Raw genomic sequence first — 17,915 nt, forward strand, 5'->3', positions numbered from 1 at the left:
AAGGAATGCAGATGTTACAAATCCGTCTGGCGGTTACCTGCCCCAGGCGGCGTAGCGGTCGGATACGATTCACCGCGCCGGCGCCGGTCGCGGTAGACCGCCGCGCGCATCAGCAGCATGGCGGTCACCGGCGATGAGATGAACAACAACAGCGTGATCAGGATTTCGTGCACCACCGGCCGCTGCTGCAGCGCCGAAAAAACCAGGATCGACGCCACCAGCACGCAGCCGGCGCCCATGGTGTTGCCCAGGGTGGGCGCATGGATGCGGCAGAAGAAATTATTGAAGCGCAGCAGCCCGGCCGAGCCGACCAGGGCCAGCAGGCCGCCCGCCACCAGCAGGATGCTGGCGGGAATGCCCGCCCACAGGGGGATGTCGGCGTTCATGGTTCGATTACCTCGCCGCGCAGCAGGAACTTGGCCATGGCGGTGGCGCCCACGAACCCGAACAGGGCGATCAGCAGCGCCACGTCGAAATACACCGGCGTGCCCGAGCGCACGCCGAAGGTCAGCGCGGCCAGCATGCCGTTGATGTAAAGCGCGTCGAGCGCCAGCACGCGGTCTTGCGCGGTGGGCCCGCGCACCAGCCGCACGGTGCCGCACGCCATGCCCAGCACAAAGCACAGCAAGGCGAACGACGCGGCCCAGTACAGGACGAGGTTCATTCGAAGATCTCCTTCAGGGTGCGCTCGTAGCGCCGCTTGATCAGGTCGATCCAGGCCTGTTCGTTTTCCAGGTCGAGCACGTGCAGCGTCAGGGTGTCGTCGGACACATCCACCCATACCGTGCCGGGCGTGTAGGTCAGGATGCAGCCCAGCAGCGCGCGCGCATGCGGATCGCGCAGCTCGAGCGGGATGTGCACGTAGCCGGGCGAGAATTCGCGCCGGAAGTCGAGGATCAGCCTGCCCACCGCGATATTCGAGCGCACGATGTCGACCGCCACGCGCCAGACCAGGCCGGGCAGCAGCCACAGCTTGTGCGGCCGGCTGCGCAACGGCCGCAGGCGGCTGGCCGCGAAGCCCAGCCACAGCGCCAGGAACAGGCCCAGCGCCACCTGCCCCGCCGACAGCGACTCGTTGAGCAGCAGCCACAGAGCCAGCAGCACCGCAGGCAGCAACAGCAGGTACGCGCGCCGCATCACTGGCCCTCCAGGTTGCGCACGGTGCCGGCCGACAGCACCGCGTCGATATACAGCGCCGGCTGGTCGAGCACGCGGGCGGCTTCGTCCAGGTAGGCCGACACCGGCCCGGCCCCGGCCGCCAGGCCCACGCACAGCAGGATCAGCACGGCCACCGGGCCGGCTTCGCTGAGGCGCAGGCGCGGCGTGCTGCGCTCGTCGGCGCTCCAGAAGATGCGGATGCCGGCGCGGCCGAACGCCACGATGCCGGCCAGGCCGGACACCAGCACCGCGGCCACCAGGACCCAGGCGTCGGCCGGCTGCACCGATGCATTGGCCGCGCTGACCGCCGCCGACAGCAGCGAGAACTTGGCCACGAAGCCCGACAGCGGCGGCAGGCCGGTGACCAGCAAGGCGCACGACACGAAGGCCAGGCCCAGGAAGGCCATGGCCGCCGGGATGGCCACGCCGACCACGTCGTCGGAACGGTTGGGCGCTTCGGGGTCATCGAGGTCGAACATGTCCATGGTGACGGCCAGCACATTGGCGCCGAATGTGCGCGTGCGCTCGACCAGTTCGACCAGCATGAAAAAGGCGCCGGTGGTCAGCACCGAGCTGAGCAGGTAGAACAGCGCCGGCCCAGTCAGGGTGACGCCGGGCATGCCCAGCGCGGTCAGCAGCGTGCCGGCCGAGATGATGACGCAATAGCCCACCATTTGTTCGAGCTGCTGCGTGGCCAGCAGGCCGATGGCGCCGAACACCAGCGTGGCCAGCCCGGCGGCGAACATCCAGTCGAGGCTGAAGGCGGCCGGCGCGCCGGTGGGCAGCAGCAGCGAGCCGATGCGCAGCAAGGCATAAATGCCGACCTTGGTCATGATGGAAAATACCGCCGCCACCGGCGCGCTGGCCGATCCGTAGCCGCGCACCAGCCAGAAGTTCAGCGGCCACGCCCCGGCCTTGACCAGGAAGGCGATGCCCAGCACGGCGGCGCCGGCCTCGAACAGCAGCCGCTCGCTGCCGTCCAGCGTGCCCGCGCGCACCGCCAGGTCGGCCAGGTTCAGGGTGCCGGTCACGCCGTAGATGGGCGCGATGCTGATCAGCAGCAGGAACGACGCCACCAGGTTGACGACGATGTAGTGCAGCCCGGCGCTGACCCGCGCCGCGCCCGAGCCATGCAGCAGCAGGCCGTAGGACGCGGCCAGCAGCACCTCGAAGAACACGAACAGGTTGAACAGATCGCCCGTGAGGAAGGCGCCGTTCAGGCCCATCAGCAGGAACTGGAACAAGGGGTGGAAATGCACGCCCAGGCGATCCCAGCGCGCCAGCGAGTAGATCAGCGCCGCCAGCCCCAGCACCGCATTGAGCGCCAGCATGATGGCCGACAGCCGGTCGACCACCAGCACGATGCCGAACGGCGCCGGCCAGTCGCCGGGCAGGTAGACGCCGACGCCTGTGGGCCAGTGCCCCCCTGCCCCGGCCGCCAGCGCCAGCAGGGCGATGGCGGCGGCCAGCTGGGCCAGCCCCGACGCCACCGCGATGCCGGCCCGCAGGCCGCGGCGGGTGTCGGCCAGCAGCAGCATCGCCGCGCCGGCGATCAGCGGCACCGCGATGGGATAGATGGGCGCGTGTTGCAGCCAGTCGATCAAGATTCCGACTCCCTGCCATCGACATGGTCAGTGCCGGTGAGGCCGCGCGAGGCCAGCAGCACCACCAGGAACAGCGCGGTGGTGGCGAAGCCGATGACGATGGCGGTAAGCACCAGCGCCTGGGGCAGCGGATCGGCCATCGCGGCCGGGTCGGGCGCCACCGCCGGGTCGATGACCGGCGGGCGGCCGACCGTCAGCCGGCCGATGCCGAAAATGAACAGGTTGACGGCGTACGAGACCAGCGTCAGCCCCATGATGAGCTGGAAGGTGCGCGGCCGCAGAATCAGCCACACGCCGGATCCGGCCAGCACGCCGATAGCGGCGGCGTATATCAATTCCATCAGGCGGTACCTCCGGCTTCTTGCGCGGCTGCCTGGGCTTCGGCCGCCGCCTTGCGCTGCGCGCGCAGTGATTGGTGGGCCAGCGCAACCAGCACCAGCAAGGTGCCGCCGACCACCAGCATATAAACGCCCACGTCGAACAGCAGCACGGTGGAAAGATGGATGTGCCCGAGCAGCGGCACCGGGACATCCCAGGCCAGCGCCGACAGGAACGGCCGCGCGGCCAGCCAGGCCGACGTGGCGGTAAGGCCGGCGCACAGCAGGCCCAGCCCGATCCAGTGCTGGGGGTTGAGGCGGCTGCGCGACTCGACCCAGTAGACGCCGCCCACCATGTATTGCAGGATCACCGCCGTGGCCATGACCAGGCCGCCCACAAAGCCGCCGCCCGGCTGGTTGTGGCCGCGCAGCAGCAGGTAGGCCGACACCATGGCCGCCACGGGCAGCAGCAGGCGCACCAGCACCGCCGGCAGCGCCATCGCGCCATCGGGCAGTTCCGCCTGGATGTCGGGCGCCGCGCTGGGCGCGCTGGCCGGGTCGCGCTGCTGCAGCGGCAGGTCGGCGCTTTCGGGGGCCGGCCGGAAGCGGCGCAGCAAGGCGTATACGGTGAGCGCGACGATGCCTACCACGGTGATTTCGCCCAGCGTATCGAAGCCGCGGAAGTCGACCAGGATGACATTGACCACGTTGGTGCCGCCGCCTTCCGGCAGGGCCTTGTCGACAAAGAAGGACGAGATGGTCTGCCGCGGCGAGCGCGTCAGCATGGCGTAGGCCAGCGCCGCCACCGACGTGCCCGCGACCGCGGCGATGATCACGTCGCGGGTGCGCCGCAGGCGCGCGCGCGTTTCGTGCCGTTCGCCGTCGAGGCTGCCCTCGATGCGGCGCGGCAGCCAGCGCAGCCCGGAAAGCAGCAGCACCACCGTGACCACTTCGACGGCCAGTTGCGTCAGGGCGAGGTCGGGCGCCGAAAACCAGACGAAAGTCAGACAGGTGGCCAGCCCGGCCCCGCCCGCCAGGATGAGCGCGGCCAGGCGGTGGTACTTGGCCTGGAAGGCCGTGCCGACCGCGCAGATGCCGCCCACGATCCAGAGCACGGCAAAGGCCGGATCGAGCGCCGTGACCGGAGCCGGGGCATCGTTCCAGCGGCCATGGTGCAGCGGCAGCCAGGCCACCAGCAGCGCGCCGACCACGATCAGCACCATCTGCACCTGCAGGCGCGGCGAGGCGACGCGGCCCAGCAGCCAGCCGGCCGCCACGCTGGAGTAGTCGAGCAGGAACTCGAACGAGCGCCGGCCGTCGAGCCGGTAAATGAACGGCACCCGCCCCGGCTGCGCCTGCTGGCGCGCCCGCAGCGCCAGGTACAGCGCTATGCCCGCCACCATGGCCGCGAAGCTCATGACCAGCGGCAGGTTCAGGCCGTGCCATACCGCCAGGCTGTATTCCGGCATGTTGGAGCCCAGCACACTCTGGGCGGCGGCGTGCAGGAAGGGGCCGACGGTGATGCCGGGAATCACGCCCACCACCAGGCACATCAGCACCAGCAGGCCACTGGGTACCAGCATCCAGCGCGGCGGTTCGTGCGGCGCGCGCGGCAGGTCGCGGGCGGACGGACCGAAGAAGACCTGCAGGATGAAGCGCAGCGAATAGGCCACGCTGAAGGCGCTGGCCAGCACCGCCAGCGCCGGCAGGCCGTACTGGATGAGCGGGTCGCCGCTGACGAAGGTGGTCTCGGCGAAGAACATTTCTTTCGAGATGAAGCCGTTGAGCAGCGGCACCCCGGCCATGGCCGCAGCCGCCACCATGGCCAGCGTGGCGGTGATGGGCATGGCGCGCCGCAGGCCGCTGAGCCGGCCCAGGTCGCGCGTGCCGGTTTCGTGGTCGACGATGCCGGCCGCCATGAACAGCGACGCCTTGAAGGTGGCGTGGTTGACCATGTGGAAGATGGCCGCCACCAGCCCCAGCGAGCTGTTCATGCCCAGCAGCAGCGTGATCAGGCCCAGGTGGCTGATGGTGGAATAGGCCAGCACGCCTTTCATGTCTTGCTGGAAGATCGCCGCGTAGGCCCCCAGCACCAGCGAGCACAGCCCCGCCCCGCCGATGATCCAGAACCATTCTTCGGTGCCGGCCAGCACCGGCCAGAAGCGCGCCAGCAGGAACACGCCGGCCTTCACCATGGTGGCCGAATGCAGGTAGGCCGACACCGGCGTGGGCGCGGCCATGGCGTTGGGCAGCCAGAACTGGAAGGGAAACTGCGCGCTTTTGGTCAGCGCGCCCAGCGCCACCAGGGCGACCACGGCCGGGTACCAGGGATCGGCCCGCACCAGGTCGCCGGACGCGAGTACGCGGTCGAGGTCGTAGCTGCCGACGATGTGGCCCAGGATGAGCACGCCGGCCAGCAGGCACAGCCCGCCCGCGCCGGTGACGGTGAGCGCCATGCGCGCGCCCCGCTTGGCGTCGAGCCGGTGGTGCCAATAGGCGATCAGCATGAACGACGCCAGGCTGGTCATTTCCCAGAACAGCACCAGCTGGATCAGGTTGCCCGACAGCACCACGCCCAGCATGGCGGCCATGAAGGCCAGGAAAAACGAGAAGAAGCGCGGCACCGGGTCTTCGGGCGACATGTAGTACCGCGCGTACAGCACCACCAGCGCGCCCATGCCCGAGACGATCAGCGCGAACAGCCAGGCGTAGCCGTCCATGCGCAGGGTGAACTGCAGGCCCAGCGCCGGCGCCCACGCCAGGTCGGCCCGGATTACGCCGCCGTCGGCAACCTGCGGGTACAGGCCGGCCACCAGCAGCATGCATGCCAGCGCGGTAAGGCCGGCCAGCCAGGCCTCGGCATTGCGGGCGTTGGACGGCAGCAGCGCGGCGCACAGGCTGCCGGCAAACGGCAGAGCGAGGATGAGAATCAGCGACATGGCGTTCCGGGAGGACCAGCGGCTTGTCTCGTGGGCGTGAGCCAAGCATACGGCCAGGGTGGCGTTACTCGGAAGCCCGGCGTGGCGCGCCGTTGCAGCGACGCCGCGACCGCGACGCCAGCGCGTCGAAGAAGCCGGCCAGGAATCCACCCCGAAAAATATCAGATTCTTGTAAGGTTCGCACGGCGCGGGGATTGCCTAGTGCAATAATGCGCGCGCATCCGACCCGTTATGGCGGAATGCGCACAGGAGACTTTATGTTGAAGCACACCCCCTTTTTCAAGACTGCACTGCTGGCCGCGGCCTGCCTGATCGGCGCCGGCGCCCATGCCCAGGGCTACCCCGAGCGCCCCGTGCGCCTGCTGGTGCCCTTTGCCGCGGGCGGCACCACCGACCTGGTGGCGCGCATCGTGGCCGACGGCCTCAGCCGCGAGCTGGGCCAGCCGGTAGTGGTCGAGAACCGCGGCGGCGGCGGCGGCGCGATCGGCGCCGAAGCCCTGACCAAGGCCGCGCCCGACGGCTATACCCTGGGCGTGGCCACGGTGAGCACCATGGCCACCAACCCCGCCACCAACGCGCTGACCCCGTACGATCCGCTGAAAGACTTCACGCCGATCACCAACCTGGTCAACGTGCCCAACGTGTTGACGGTGAACCCGAAAACGCCGGCCAAGACCCTGAAGGAATTCATCGCCCTGCTGAAGTCGCAGCCCGGCACGTACAGCTATGCATCGGCCGGCACGGGCAGCATCTCGCACCTGGACGGCGAGCTGTTCAAGTCGCTGACGGGCACCGACATGATCCACGTGCCCTACCGGGGTTCGGGCCCGGCGCTCAATGACACGCTGGCCGGCCAGGTCAGCGCCCAGTTCGACAACCTGCCGTCGTCGATCTCGCACATCCAGGCCGGCAAGCTGCGCGCGCTGGCCGTGGCCGCCCCGGCGCGCGTGGCCAGCCTGCCCGACGTGCCCACCTTCGCCGAAGCGGGCCTGCCCGCCATGGACAACATGGCCTGGTACGGCCTGGTGGCCCCGGCCGGCGTGTCGCCCGCCATCGTCAAGCGCGTGCACGACGCGGCCGTGAAAACACTGCAGGACCCGGCCATTCGCCAGCGCCTGGAAGAGCGCGGCGCCCTGGTCGACGGCAACACGCCCGAGCAGTACGCGGCACAGATCAAGCACGAGCTCGAACTGCGCAAGCGCATCGCCAAAGAGCAGAACATCCGGCTGAACTGAGCCGGGACGGTGAGCTCGGTAAGGTGTCGGGCTCCCGTCAGAGTGCCAGGCACCGTGCTGTTGAGACAGTCGCTGCACACTTCGGTGTCTGACACCCTGCGGGAGTCAGACACCCGGCCGAGCCACCAACGACACGGATGCTGTGCGGCGGTTCGACTCACTGATCGAGTCCCGCGGCGTCCGGCCGGGCGGTGGCGGCGCGTTGGGCGGCGGGGCAGCCTGCGCAGCAGGCCGAGGGCGCCTGGTTGCGCCCGAGCCCGACGCACGTGCGCCGCCACCGCCCGGCCGGACGCCGCGGGACGGGGCTAGAACGCAACTCTCAGCGCCCCTTCCCAGCGCAACCTCCCAGCGCAATACCCACAGGCGCCTGAACTCAGGCAGCCGGCACTTCCCGCACCCCTACCCCCATATCCTGCCAGGCATCGGCATGGCAGGTGAACAGCAGCACCTGGTGGCGCGAGGCCGCGTCGTACAGCGCGCGCTTCATCAGTTCGCGCCGGCTGTCGTCGGCATGGACCAGGGTGTCGTCCAGCACCAGCAGGGTCGGCCGGCCGGCCTGCTGCAGCAGGTCGGCATAGGCCAGCCGCGCCAGCACGCCCAGTTGCTCGCGTGTGCCGAAGCTGAGCGCTTCGATCGCATCGTCGCCGCCGCCGCGCGCCAGCGCCGCCGGCATCAGGGCATCGTCCAGGCGCCATTGCGCGCCCGGAAACAGCAGGCCCGCATAGTGCTGCAACCGGCGCGCCAGCGGATCGAGCAGGCGCTGCGTCGCCGCGGCGCGCCGCTCGCTTACCAGTTGCCACAGCAGGTCGAGCGCCTGCGCCCGCGTGGCGAACTCGTCTCGCCGCCGGGCCAGCCGCTGGGCATCGGCCTGCGCCTGCAGCAGCTGTTCGCCCAGGCCCTGGGCCTGGGCCTGTTCCAGCTTGCCCTGCAGTTGCAGCAGCTCGGCATGGCGGCGCTGGTGCGCGTCGCGGGCCAGCACCGCCGACTGCTCGAAGCGCTGGGCATCCTGCTCGATGAGTTCGGGCTGGTGCGCCTGCAGGGCCGCCTGCGCCGCCTGGACGCGCTGCGCCAGCGTGTCGCGCCGCGCCCGCGCCTCGACCAGCCGGGCGCCGCGCTGCTCGCGCTGTTCGGCGCGCCCGGCGGCGTCGAACTCGCCCTGCCGCGCCGCCCACTGCGCCTGCAGCACCTGCGCGCGCGCCTGCTGCGTGTCCAGCGCGGTGCGGAACGACACCACTTCCTGGCCGGCGTGCCCGGCCTCGGCCGTGGCCGTTCGCAACGTCTGCTGGGCCTGCGCCAGGTCGGCCGGCGCGGCGCTGTCGGGCAGGCTGGCGCGCAGGGCCTGCAGCTGCGTGCGGCGCTCGTGGGCCTGGCCCTGGGCCGTCTGCAGCGCCTCGACGCCTTCCGGCGCCTGGATCCGCAAATGCTGGCGCGCCATGTCCAGGTCGCGGCGCGCCTGCTCATGCGCGGCGGCGCGCGCCTCGGCGTCGGCCAGGCTGGCGCACCCCAGGCGCGCCAGCAGCCCCTCGTGTTCGGCGCGGGCCGTGTGCAGCGCTGCCAGCACGGCCGGCAAGTCGCGCCCGCCCGGTTCGATGCGCAGGGTGCCGACCCCCGGAATGTGCAATTCGGCGGCTTCGGCCAGCAGCACCTCGCCCGCGCCCGTCAGCGCCGAGCCTTCCATGTCGATGTGCTGGCCGGCCTGCAGGCGATGCTGCAGCCGGGTCGCGCCGGCGCGCTGCTGCACCTGCAACTGCGCGATGCGTTGTTCGACGTCGCGCAGGGCGCGCAGGCCGGTTTCATCGATCGCCAGGCCGGCGGCGCCGCGCTGCAGGGCCTGGATCTGCTGCGCCAGCCGGCCTGCCTGGGCGATGGCTTCGTCCAGGCGCTGCAGCTCGCGCTCGAGCCGCTGCAGCTGTTCATCGCAATCGCGCCGCTGCGCCGCCTGCTGCGCGGCCGCCACTTGCGCCTGGCAGCGGGCCAGCTGTTCGTCGCCCTGCTGCTGCAATTGCAGGGCCCGCTGCAGCGCGGCGCGGGCCGGCTCCAGGCCGGCGGCGGCCGCCTCGGCCTGGGCCCGCAATTCGCGCAGCGCCGCGCCATCGCGCTGGTCGCGCTCGACCTGTTCATGCAGCAAGGCCAGCGTGTCGTCGGCCTGCGCCAGTTCGCGCTGCAGGCCCGCCAGCGCCTCGCGCTCGCGGCCGATCTCGGCCAGGCGCGCGCGCGCCTGCGCCGCGCGCTGTTCCAGCTCGAGCCAGGGCTGCTCTTGCTGGGCCTTGTCGTAATCGCGGCGCAGCGCGGCCAGCCGGTCCACATCGGCATCCAGCGCCCGCTTGGCCGCGGCCAGCGTGTCGGCGGCCTGCGCCGCCCGCTGGCTGGCGTCTTCGGCTTCTTTATAGGGCCCCTTGGGCCGGCCGCTGCGCGCATCGCGCAGCGCGGCGCGTTCGGCTTCGACGCGCTCGTAGAGATGATCGCCGTCGGCCGAGGCCAGTTCGCCGGTCAGGCGCGTCAGGGCCTCGCGCAGATGCCCCTGCGCATGGCCCGCCGGCTCGGCCAGGTTCTGGCCTTCGCCCTGCGGGATCCAGAGCAGGCCGGGAATGCCGCCGTGCTCGGGCCGGCTATGCCCTTTGGCGGGAAACTCGAACCCCAGCAGGCCCGCCAGCGCGTTCTCGGCCGCTTCGCCTTCGTGCCGCTCGGCGCCGCCATCGACCAGCAGCTCGCAACGCGCGCGGCTGAGAAAGGTCTTGCGCAGCAGATAGCGATGCCCGCCATGCTCGAAATCGATCTCGACCGACGGCCTGGCGCCCTGCGCGCCCCAGGGCGCCAGGCCGGCCACCTTGGTGGTCTTGTAGCGCTCCAGGAACGCCGCCCGGATGGCGGCCACGAAAGTGCTTTTGCCGGCCTCGTTCGGGCCGGCGATCACGTTCAGGCCATCGGCCAGCTGGTCCAGCACGGCCGAGCCGCGGAACTTGCGGAACTCTTCCAGCGCGATGCGGCGCAGCTTCATGGCGCCTCCGCGCGCTCGCGCTGGAACTGCACCAGCAGGCGCAGCGCCTGCCTGGCCGCCGGCGCCTGGGCGGGGTCTTCTTGCAGCGCCTGCAGTTGCGCGGCCACTTCGCCCACATAACCGCTTGCCCCCAGGGCCGCCAGGTCTTGCGCATCGGGCGCCAGCGACACGCCGGCGGCATCGAGCAGCAAGGCGCGCGTGCGCGCCGCCGCGCGCGCAATGGCCTCTTGCAGCGCATCCCAGGTGTCCAGCGGCAACTGGCCGGACAGTTCCAGGCGCAGCACATCATCGGCGCCCACCGCCTGCAGGCGGTGGGCCAGCGACTCGGCATCGGAAGGCAGCGACAGCGATTCGACCCAGTGCGCCCACCGGTACTGCGCCACCGGCAGGGCCTCGACCACCGGCTCGGCGCCGGCGCCGGGCAGCCGCACATCCAGGGCGCAACCGGACGCGTTGGCGCGGAAGCGGTCCGGCTCGGGCGTGCCGGCATACCAGGTGCGCGCATCGATCTGCAGGCAGCCGTGCCAGTCGCCCAGCGCCAGGTAGTCGAGCCTGGCGCGCGCCGCGCGGTCGGCGGCGATGGGGTTGGCCGAATCCACCGCGTCGGGCAGCCGGCCGGCCACGCTGCCGTGGGCCAGGCCCACCCGCACGCGTCCCGGCTCGGTTGCCAGCGTGTCGAACACGGCGGTCGTGTCATCGTACGTGTGGCGCTGCGTCAGGGGCGCGGCCAGCACGGCCAGGTTCAGGCCGGGCAGGTCGACCACGCCGGGCCGCAGCGGCACGTGCACGTTGGCGCCGATGCAGCCCAGCTGGTGCGCCCGCGACCACACGCTGTCGGCCAGCGCGGCATCGTGATTGCCGGCGATGAGCACCCAGGGGCCGGCATAGGCCGCCAGCGCGTCGAACAGCCGGCGGATGCTGCGGTCGGAGACGGCCTGGGTATCGAATACGTCGCCGGCCACCAGCACCGCGTCGGCGCGCCGCTCGGCCGCCAGCGCGGCAATGCGCGCCACCGCCGCATAGCGGGCCTCGGCCAGCATGGCGGCGTCATCGGTGTCGAACTGGCCGTACTGCCGCCCGATCTGCCAATCGGCGGTATGAATGAGATGGATCACGAGTCGCCCGCAGAATGCCCGCGCCGCCACGGCACGGGGCCATGGCGCGATTGTGGCACAAGGCATGCGCCGCACGGGGCGCAGCCCGCGCGGCGCCGGCGCGCTTACGCCGTAGAGCGTTCGCCCAGCGCGGGGCCGGCGCGGCGCGCCTGCGGGGCGTGGTAGCGCGACAGGGCCAGGTCGTCGGCGCGGATGGCGGGCCGCTGGCCGGTGACCAGGTCGGCCACCAGCTTGCCCGACCCGCAGGCCATGGTCCAGCCCAGGGTGCCGTGCCCGGTATTGAGAAACAGGTTGGCGTAGCGCGTGGCGCCCACGATGGGCGTGCTGTCGGGCGTCATGGGGCGCAGGCCGGTCCAGAACTCGGCCTGGGCCACATCGCCGCAGCCGGGGTACAGGTCGTTGACAACGTGCTCGAGCGTGCGGCGGCGCGCCGGGTTCAGGCGCAGGTCGAAGCCCGCCAGCTCGGCCATGCCGCCGACCCGGATGCGGTTGTCGAAGCGCGTGACGGCAACCTTGTAGGTTTCGTCCAGCACCGTGGAAACCGGCGCCGCGTCGGCGCGGGCCAGCGGGATGGTCAGCGAATACCCCTTGACCGGGTACACCGGCAGGCGCAGGCCCAGGGGGGCCAGGAAACCGCGCGTATAGCTGCCGAAGGCCGCCACGTAGCGGTCGGCCGTCAGGATGTCGCCGCCGACCCGCACGCCGCGGATCTCGGCGCCGCTGGCTTGCAGGCCTTCGACATCCTGGCCGTAGCGGAACTCCACGCCCAGGCCGGCCGCCAGCAGCGCCAGGCGGCGCGTGAACAGGCGGCAATCGCCGGTTTCGTCGTTGGGCAGGCGCAGGCCGCCGGCCAGCTTGTGCGCGGTGCGGGCCAGGGCCGGCTCGACGGTTTGCAGGCGGGCGCTGTCCAGCAGTTCGTAGGGCACGCCGCAGGCGTCCAGCACCTGGATGTCGCGCTGCGCCGCTTCGTACTGGTGGGCGCTGCGGAACAGCTGCAGCGTGCCGCGCGTACGGGCCTCGTACTGGATACCGGTATCGGCGCGCAGCTCGCGCAGGCAATCGCGGCTGTATTCGGCCAGGCGCAGCATGCGTTCTTTATTGACCGCGTAGCGGCCGGCCGAGCAGTTGGCCAGCATCGCGGCCATCCAGCGCCACTGGTACAGCGTGCCGTCGGGCCGGATCGCCAGCGGCGCGTCTTTCTGGAACAGCCACTTCAGCGCCTTCAGGGGAATGCCGGGGGCCGCCCAGGGCGTGGAATAGCCCGGCGACACCTGCCCGGCATTGGCGTAGCTGGTTTCGCAGGCGGCCTCGGGCTGGCGGTCGAGCACCGTGACCCTGGCGCCCTGCCGGGCCAGATAATAGGCAGTGGTGATGCCGATCACGCCGCTGCCCAGGACGATGACGTGCATGAGAATTCCCCGATTTAGACATGTCACACGAATATTCGAATAGTCTAGAAGCGGCCTGGCAGTGAAAAGCACTAAAATCACCCGTTCCAATCCATTTTTCGACTGGCGGCACGGGCCCCGGCGGCCCGGCAAGAGTGAAATGCGCGAACTCGACCGTATCGACCTGAAAATCCTCGACATCCTGCAGCGCGACGGACGCATCTCCATTACCGATCTGGCCGAACGCATCAACCTGTCGGCCACCCCCTGCTCCGAACGCGTCAAGCGCCTGGAACGCGAGGGCGTCATCGCCGGATATCATGCCCGCGTCAACCCCGCCGCCCTGGGCCGAAACTTGCTGGTGTTCCTTGAAATCAAACTGTCGGCCAAGTCCGGCGACATGTTCGACAAGGTCAAGCAGGAACTGCTTTACGTGCCCGAAGTCATGGAATGCCACCTGGTGTCGGGCGATTTCGACTACCTGGTGAAGGCCCGCCTGACCGAAATGAACGAATACCGCCGGCTGCTGGGCGAGATTCTCAAGCGCCTGCCCGCGTCGGCGGAATCGCGCAGCTATGTGGTCATGGAAGAAATCAAGGAAACCCTGTTCCTGCCCACCCATGGCCACTAGTATTGATAGCCCGAGGCCGCCGCGCCCAACCGGAGACCCGATCTCATGACGCGCCTGTACCGATATTTTTTCCGCGGGCTGATCACCGTACTGCCGATCGCGCTCACGATCTACCTGCTGTACATCGTGCTGGCCTGGACCGAACGCATGGCGCTGGCGCTGCTCAGCCCGTTCATCGGCAGCTTCTACATTCCCGGCATGGGCCTGGCGCTGGGCGTGCTGGGCATTCTGCTGATCGGCTACCTGGTGTCGAAAGAACGCGTGCAGCGCGTGTTCCACCTGGTTGAAATGCCCTTCACCAACCTGCCGGTGGTCAAGAGCATCTATTCGTCGCTGAAAAGCTTCGCCGATTATTTCTCGCCCAGCGCCAAGACCGATACCCAGCACGTGGTGATCCTGCGCATTCCCGGCCAGCCGCTCGAACTGGTGGGCCTGATCACCCGGCGCGGCACCGCCGGCCTGCCCGACGGCTTCCTGCCGGGCGAGCGCGTGGCGGTATACCTGCCCATGGGCTACATGATCGGCGGCTATACCGTATTCGTGCCGACCGACTGGGTACAGCCCATCGACATGTCGGTCGAAGAAGCCATGCGCGCCTCGCTGATCGCCTGGATGGCGCGCGCCCCGGACGGCTCGCCGGCGGTGCGGCCCGAGCCGCCCGCCCCTCCCGCCGCCCCTCCCGCTGCCGAGCCCCCACCGGCCGCGCCGCCCGGCGCCCCGGCCCCCTGATCCACCCTGCCCCGCTGCCCAGGAACCTTCCATGAAACTCATGGCCAAGAATTCGCTGTTCGCCATTTTGCTGCGCTCCCCCTGGTGGATCAGCCTGCTGGTGGCGGCCGTGCTGATCGTCATCGGGCTGGCGGCGCTGCCGCCGGCCTACGCGCCTTTCCCGGTCTTTGCGGCCATTCCGTTCCTGGCCATCGCCGGCATCGCCGCCTGGAAGCAGCGCGGCAAGCCTTCGCCGGCCCGCGTCGAGCAAACCGCGGCCACCTTGGCCGCGCTGTCCTGGCCGGCCTTTGCCGACGTGCTGGAAGCGGCGCTGCGCCGCGACGGCTGCGAGATCAGGCGCCTGAACGGCAACGCGGCCGATTTCGAAGTCACGCGGGCCGGCGGCGGCCGCGCCCTGCTGGCGGCGCGCCGCTGGAAAGCCGCCCACACCGGCGTCGAGCCCCTGCAGCGCCTGGAGTCCGCCCGGGCCGATGCGGGCGCCGGCGAAAGCATCTACGTGGCGCTGGGCGCCCCCTCGGCGCCGGCGCGCGACTACGCCTCGCGCCACAACATCCGCTTCATGGACGCCGAGGCCCTGGCGCGCCTGCTGCCGGCGGGTGTGCCACAGGCGTCCGCCCGGCAGTAGAATCTGGCGCCTGACGGCGCGCGCGGCCTCATCCCGATCGGACGCGCACCGCGCCACGGAGCCTGCGCATGCCCTCATCCGAATCGCCCCGCCAGCCCGCCCCGCGGCAAGGCATCCGCATCGCCGCGCCCAGCGCCGGCGCGCTGCGGGCCGAACGCCAGGCGGCCCACGATTTCCTGCAAAGCCTGGGCCTGGCGCCCTACGCGCAGGCGGTGCCCGACGGCCCCTGCGCCGTGCATTTCGAGCCCAGCCAGGCCTTGCTGGAACTGGCGCCGCAGCGCGACACCACCTCGCTATGCGCCGCCCTGGAACTGGACACCGAAGCCCGTGCCGACGACCTGGCGCGCGAGATCCTGCTGGCCATGCTGCTGGGGCCGGTGGCCTTTCCGTTTCCCGATGCCGCCGAACTGCGCAGCGCCGTGCGCATCCGCCAGCACATCGTGCAGGCCGCGCGCAAGACCGCCCTGGCCTTCGACACCGAACAGGCTGAACGGCCGGCGGGCTACTGGCGCTATGACGAGACGCGCGGCTTCACCATCGAACCGGGCGTGTCGCTGATCGAGGCCCTGCAAAAAGCCACCCAGCCCGAGGCTTCGGGCAAGCTGTATTCGTTTTCGTGCTACCGCGCCACCGAATACGTGACGCTGCTGGGCATCGCCCTGGAACTGCAGGCCGCGCATCCGGCGCTGTACGCCAGCCTGCAGCGGCAGTGGGAAACGCGCGCCATCATGTCGGGGCCGTTCCATGACGTGTTCCTGCGCGAATACGGCTCGATGGACGCGCCGCTGCCGCCCCGGTACTACGTGCCGGGCGACCGGCTGTGGTTCCGCAACCCCGACGCGCATTCGTCCAACGTGGAAGGCTACGAGGGTTCGTGGGTGTTCTACCTGGGCAGCGGCCTGTTCAACAACTTCTGGAAGCGCGACCAGCCCTACACCCTGACCGCCAAGTGCGTCGAAATCTACCACTGGCGCGACGGCGCGCGCCTGGATGCGCAGGGCCGGCTGGTGCTGGACGAAGCCATGGTCGAAGACCGGGTGGCGCGCACCCTGGCCGATCCGGCCGCGGTGCGGGACATCCTGGCGCGCATGCTGCGCCGGCGCGACCCCCAGGGCGTCTACGCGGAAGGCGGCTGCATCGACGCCACGCGGGAATGCGCGCAATGGGTGCTGCCGGGCACGGCGCAGATCGTGCTGCCTGATGTGGCGGCGCGATAACGGCCGGCTTTGCGCGACAGATTTGCCGGGTGCCTGGCGCCGTACTGCTGGAACAGCCGCTGCGCACTTCGGTGTCTGACACCCTGCGGGAGTCAGACACCTGGCCAACTGCCAGGTGTCAGGCTCCCGCCAGGGTGCCTGACACCGTACGACTGAGACGGCCGCGGCCTACAGCGGTGTCAGCCACCTGGCAGTTGGCCGCTCAGCGAACCTTGCCTTCTTTCCAGGCCTGCAGCAGCTGGTCGTACGGAATCGTCTGGCCTTGCGGCTTTTCGTTGGCCAGTTTCTTCCAGGGCGCGTGCTGGTCGGACAGCCACTTCGACGGATCGCTCTTCTTGTTGAGCTTGGGCGCGCAGTGGCTCATGCCGGCGCGCTCCAGGCGGGCCATCACGCGGTCCATCTCTTCGGCCAGGTTGTCCATGGCCTTCTGCGGCGTCTGTTCGCCCGTGACCGCCGTGGCCACGTTCTTCCACCACAGCTGGGCCAGCTTGGGATAGTCGGGCACGTTATTGCCGGTGGGCGTCCAGGCCACCCGCGCCGGGCTGCGGTAGAACTCGATCAGGCCGCCGTAGCGGTTGGCGTTCTTGGTGAAATAGTCGCTGTGGATGTCGCTGTCGCGGATGAAGGTCAGCCCGGTGATGGACTTCTTCAGCGACACCGTCTTGGACGTGACGAACTGGGCGTACAGCCAGGCGGCGGCCAGGCGGTCGGGGTCGGTGGACTTGAAGAAAGTCCATGAGCCCACGTCCTGGTAGCCGTTCTGCATACCGTCCTTCCAGTACGGGCCATAAGGCGACGGCGCCATGCGCCACTTGGGCGTGCCGTCTTCATTGACCACCGGCAGGCCCTTCTTGGTCATGTCGGCCGTGAAGGCGGTGTACCAGAAGATCTGCTGGGCGATATGGCCCTGCGCCGGCACCGGCCCGGATTCAGAAAACGTCATGCCCATGGCCTGCGGCGGCGCGTACTTCTTCATCCAGTCGATGTACTTGGTCAGCGCATAGACGGCGGCCGGGCTGTTGGTGGCCCCGCCCCGCTCTACCGACGCGCCCACCGGCGTGCACTTGTCGTCGGCCACGCGGATGCCCCATTCGTCCACCGGCATGCCGTTGGGCAGGCCCTTGTCGGCCGCGCCCGCCATCGACAGCCAGGCGTCGGTGAAACGCCAGCCCAGCGACGGGTCTTTCTTGCCGTAGTCCATGTGGCCGTAGATTTTCTTGCCGTCGAGCTCCTTCACGTCGTTGGTGAAGAAATCGGCAATGTCTTCGTAGGCCGACCAGTTGGTGGGCACGCCCAGCTCGTAGCCGTACTTGGCCTTGAATTTCTCGCGCAGGTCCGGACGCGCGAACCAGTCGGCGCGGAACCAGTACACGTTGGCGAACTGCTGGTCGGGCAGCTGGTACAGCTTGCCGTCCGGCGCGGTGGTGAACTTGGTGCCGATAAAATCCTTCAGGTCCAGGCCGGGGTTGGTCCAGTCTTTGCCCGCGCCCGCCATGTAGTCCGACAGCGGCAGGATGGCGCCGTACCGGTAGTGCGTGCCGATCAGGTCCGAGTCGGATATCCAGCCGTCGTAGATGGACTTGCCCGACTGCATCGAGGTCTGCAGCTTTTCGACAACGTCGCCTTCCTGGATCAGGTCATGGTTGACCTTGATGCCGGTAATCTCGGTGAAGGCGCGCGCCAGCGTCTTGGACTCGTACTCGTGGGTGGTGATGGTCTCGGACACCACGTTGATCTCGTTGACGCCCTTGGCCTTGAGCTTGGCGGCGGCGTCGATGAACCATTGCATCTCGGCCATCTGTTTGTCTTTGGACAGCGACGACGGCTGGAATTCGGAGTCGACCCATTTCTCGGCCTCGGGCACTCCTGCCCAGGCGACCGACCACCCGATCAGGGCGATGCTCGCCGCCATGGCTTGCCTGCGCAATTTCATGATCTTGCTCCTCGTTGTACCTTCCC

15 protein-coding genes are annotated in these 17,915 nt (G+C 69.8%); 5 read left to right on the plus strand and 10 right to left on the minus strand.

Annotated elements, in window-relative coordinates:
• Nucleotides 1–14: 14 nt before the first annotated feature.
• From mnhG to J2P76_RS13560, 6 genes are read right to left on the minus strand one after another with little or no spacing between them, the layout of a single operon-like run.
• Nucleotides 15–386, minus strand: coding sequence for a monovalent cation/H(+) antiporter subunit G (gene mnhG, locus J2P76_RS13535; protein ID WP_207408219.1), 372 nt, complete (start codon nt 384–386; stop codon nt 15–17).
• Nucleotides 383–664 (minus strand): K+/H+ antiporter subunit F, encoded by a 282-nt coding sequence (locus J2P76_RS13540; protein ID WP_207408220.1) that lies wholly within the window; start codon nt 662–664, stop codon nt 383–385. Before J2P76_RS13540 ends, mnhG begins: the two co-directional genes overlap by 4 nt.
• Nucleotides 661–1,137 (minus strand): Na+/H+ antiporter subunit E, encoded by a 477-nt coding sequence (locus tag J2P76_RS13545; RefSeq protein WP_207408221.1) that lies wholly within the window; start codon nt 1,135–1,137, stop codon nt 661–663. Before J2P76_RS13545 ends, J2P76_RS13540 begins: the two co-directional genes overlap by 4 nt.
• Nucleotides 1,137–2,762: a monovalent cation/H+ antiporter subunit D gene (locus J2P76_RS13550; protein WP_207408222.1), complete on the minus strand. Its 1,626-nt coding sequence runs from the start codon at nt 2,760–2,762 to the stop codon at nt 1,137–1,139. The genes J2P76_RS13545 and J2P76_RS13550 overlap by 1 nt, the downstream gene beginning before the upstream one ends.
• Entirely contained in the window at nt 2,759–3,103 is a 345-nt protein-coding gene (locus J2P76_RS13555; protein ID WP_207408223.1) for a Na+/H+ antiporter subunit C, read from the minus strand. Before J2P76_RS13555 ends, J2P76_RS13550 begins: the two co-directional genes overlap by 4 nt.
• A complete protein-coding gene (locus J2P76_RS13560) occupies nt 3,103–6,018 on the minus strand; it encodes a monovalent cation/H+ antiporter subunit A (protein ID WP_207408224.1) in 2,916 nt (971 codons plus the stop codon). Before J2P76_RS13560 ends, J2P76_RS13555 begins: the two co-directional genes overlap by 1 nt.
• 257 nt (nt 6,019–6,275) lie before the next feature.
• Between J2P76_RS13560 and J2P76_RS13565 the strand changes: the two genes are divergently transcribed.
• Complete coding sequence (locus tag J2P76_RS13565) at nt 6,276–7,253, plus strand: Bug family tripartite tricarboxylate transporter substrate binding protein (protein ID WP_207408225.1); 978 nt, start codon at nt 6,276–6,278, stop codon at nt 7,251–7,253.
• Nucleotides 7,254–7,626: 373 nt separating this feature from the next.
• On the opposite strand, the gene J2P76_RS13570 is transcribed toward J2P76_RS13565, so the two are convergent.
• The 3 genes from J2P76_RS13570 to J2P76_RS13580 all read right to left on the minus strand — a co-directional run bounded on the left by J2P76_RS13570 (nt 7,627) and on the right by J2P76_RS13580 (nt 12,775).
• Complete coding sequence (locus J2P76_RS13570; protein ID WP_207408226.1) at nt 7,627–10,251, minus strand: AAA family ATPase; 2,625 nt, start codon at nt 10,249–10,251, stop codon at nt 7,627–7,629.
• Entirely contained in the window at nt 10,248–11,366 is a 1,119-nt protein-coding gene (locus J2P76_RS13575) for a metallophosphoesterase (RefSeq protein ID WP_207408227.1), read from the minus strand. Before J2P76_RS13575 ends, J2P76_RS13570 begins: the two co-directional genes overlap by 4 nt.
• A 104-nt stretch (nt 11,367–11,470) precedes the next feature.
• Nucleotides 11,471–12,775, minus strand: coding sequence for a D-amino acid dehydrogenase (locus tag J2P76_RS13580; protein ID WP_207408228.1), 1,305 nt, complete (start codon nt 12,773–12,775; stop codon nt 11,471–11,473).
• A 139-nt stretch (nt 12,776–12,914) separates the two neighbouring features.
• On the opposite strand from J2P76_RS13580, the gene J2P76_RS13585 reads away from it, so the two are divergent.
• The 4 genes from J2P76_RS13585 to J2P76_RS13600 all read left to right on the plus strand — a co-directional run bounded on the left by J2P76_RS13585 (nt 12,915) and on the right by J2P76_RS13600 (nt 15,956).
• Nucleotides 12,915–13,385 carry a winged helix-turn-helix transcriptional regulator gene (locus J2P76_RS13585; RefSeq protein ID WP_012249488.1) on the plus strand — a complete coding sequence of 157 codons (471 nt, stop codon included), beginning with the start codon at nt 12,915–12,917 and terminating at the stop codon, nt 13,383–13,385.
• A gap of 45 nt (nt 13,386–13,430) precedes the next feature.
• Nucleotides 13,431–14,114 carry a DUF502 domain-containing protein gene (locus J2P76_RS13590; protein WP_207408229.1) on the plus strand — a complete coding sequence of 228 codons (684 nt, stop codon included), beginning with the start codon at nt 13,431–13,433 and terminating at the stop codon, nt 14,112–14,114.
• 31 nt (nt 14,115–14,145) lie between these two features.
• Nucleotides 14,146–14,739 carry a restriction endonuclease gene (locus J2P76_RS13595; RefSeq protein ID WP_207408230.1) on the plus strand — a complete coding sequence of 198 codons (594 nt, stop codon included), beginning with the start codon at nt 14,146–14,148 and terminating at the stop codon, nt 14,737–14,739.
• 68 nt (nt 14,740–14,807) lie between these two features.
• Complete coding sequence (locus J2P76_RS13600) at nt 14,808–15,956, plus strand: hypothetical protein (RefSeq protein WP_207408231.1); 1,149 nt, start codon at nt 14,808–14,810, stop codon at nt 15,954–15,956.
• Between the two features lie 202 nt (nt 15,957–16,158).
• Here J2P76_RS13600 and J2P76_RS13605 read toward each other — a convergent pair whose 3' ends face one another.
• Nucleotides 16,159–17,889: an ABC transporter substrate-binding protein gene (locus J2P76_RS13605; RefSeq protein WP_207408232.1), complete on the minus strand. Its 1,731-nt coding sequence runs from the start codon at nt 17,887–17,889 to the stop codon at nt 16,159–16,161.
• Between the last annotated feature and the right edge of the window lie 26 nt (nt 17,890–17,915).

Source organism: Bordetella petrii, from assembly GCF_017356245.1.
Taxonomy (GTDB): Bacteria; Pseudomonadota; Gammaproteobacteria; order Burkholderiales; family Burkholderiaceae_B; genus Bordetella_A; species Bordetella_A petrii_D.

Coding starts and splice junctions, on each gene's coding strand:
- J2P76_RS13565 (WP_207408225.1), top strand. CDS start 6,276: ATGTTGAAGCACACCCCCTTTTTCAAGACTGCACTGCTGGCCGCGGCC.
- J2P76_RS13605 (WP_207408232.1), bottom strand. CDS start 17,889: ATGAAATTGCGCAGGCAAGCCATGGCGGCGAGCATCGCCCTGATCGGG.
- J2P76_RS13560 (WP_207408224.1), bottom strand. CDS start 6,018: ATGTCGCTGATTCTCATCCTCGCTCTGCCGTTTGCCGGCAGCCTGTGC.
- J2P76_RS13580 (WP_207408228.1), bottom strand. CDS start 12,775: ATGCACGTCATCGTCCTGGGCAGCGGCGTGATCGGCATCACCACTGCC.
- J2P76_RS13545 (WP_207408221.1), bottom strand. CDS start 1,137: ATGCGGCGCGCGTACCTGCTGTTGCTGCCTGCGGTGCTGCTGGCTCTG.
- J2P76_RS13540 (WP_207408220.1), bottom strand. CDS start 664: ATGAACCTCGTCCTGTACTGGGCCGCGTCGTTCGCCTTGCTGTGCTTT.
- J2P76_RS13570 (WP_207408226.1), bottom strand. CDS start 10,251: ATGAAGCTGCGCCGCATCGCGCTGGAAGAGTTCCGCAAGTTCCGCGGC.
- J2P76_RS13595 (WP_207408230.1), top strand. CDS start 14,146: ATGAAACTCATGGCCAAGAATTCGCTGTTCGCCATTTTGCTGCGCTCC.
- mnhG (WP_207408219.1), bottom strand. CDS start 386: ATGAACGCCGACATCCCCCTGTGGGCGGGCATTCCCGCCAGCATCCTG.
- J2P76_RS13600 (WP_207408231.1), top strand. CDS start 14,808: ATGCCCTCATCCGAATCGCCCCGCCAGCCCGCCCCGCGGCAAGGCATC.
- J2P76_RS13590 (WP_207408229.1), top strand. CDS start 13,431: ATGACGCGCCTGTACCGATATTTTTTCCGCGGGCTGATCACCGTACTG.
- J2P76_RS13555 (WP_207408223.1), bottom strand. CDS start 3,103: ATGGAATTGATATACGCCGCCGCTATCGGCGTGCTGGCCGGATCCGGC.
- J2P76_RS13585 (WP_012249488.1), top strand. CDS start 12,915: ATGCGCGAACTCGACCGTATCGACCTGAAAATCCTCGACATCCTGCAG.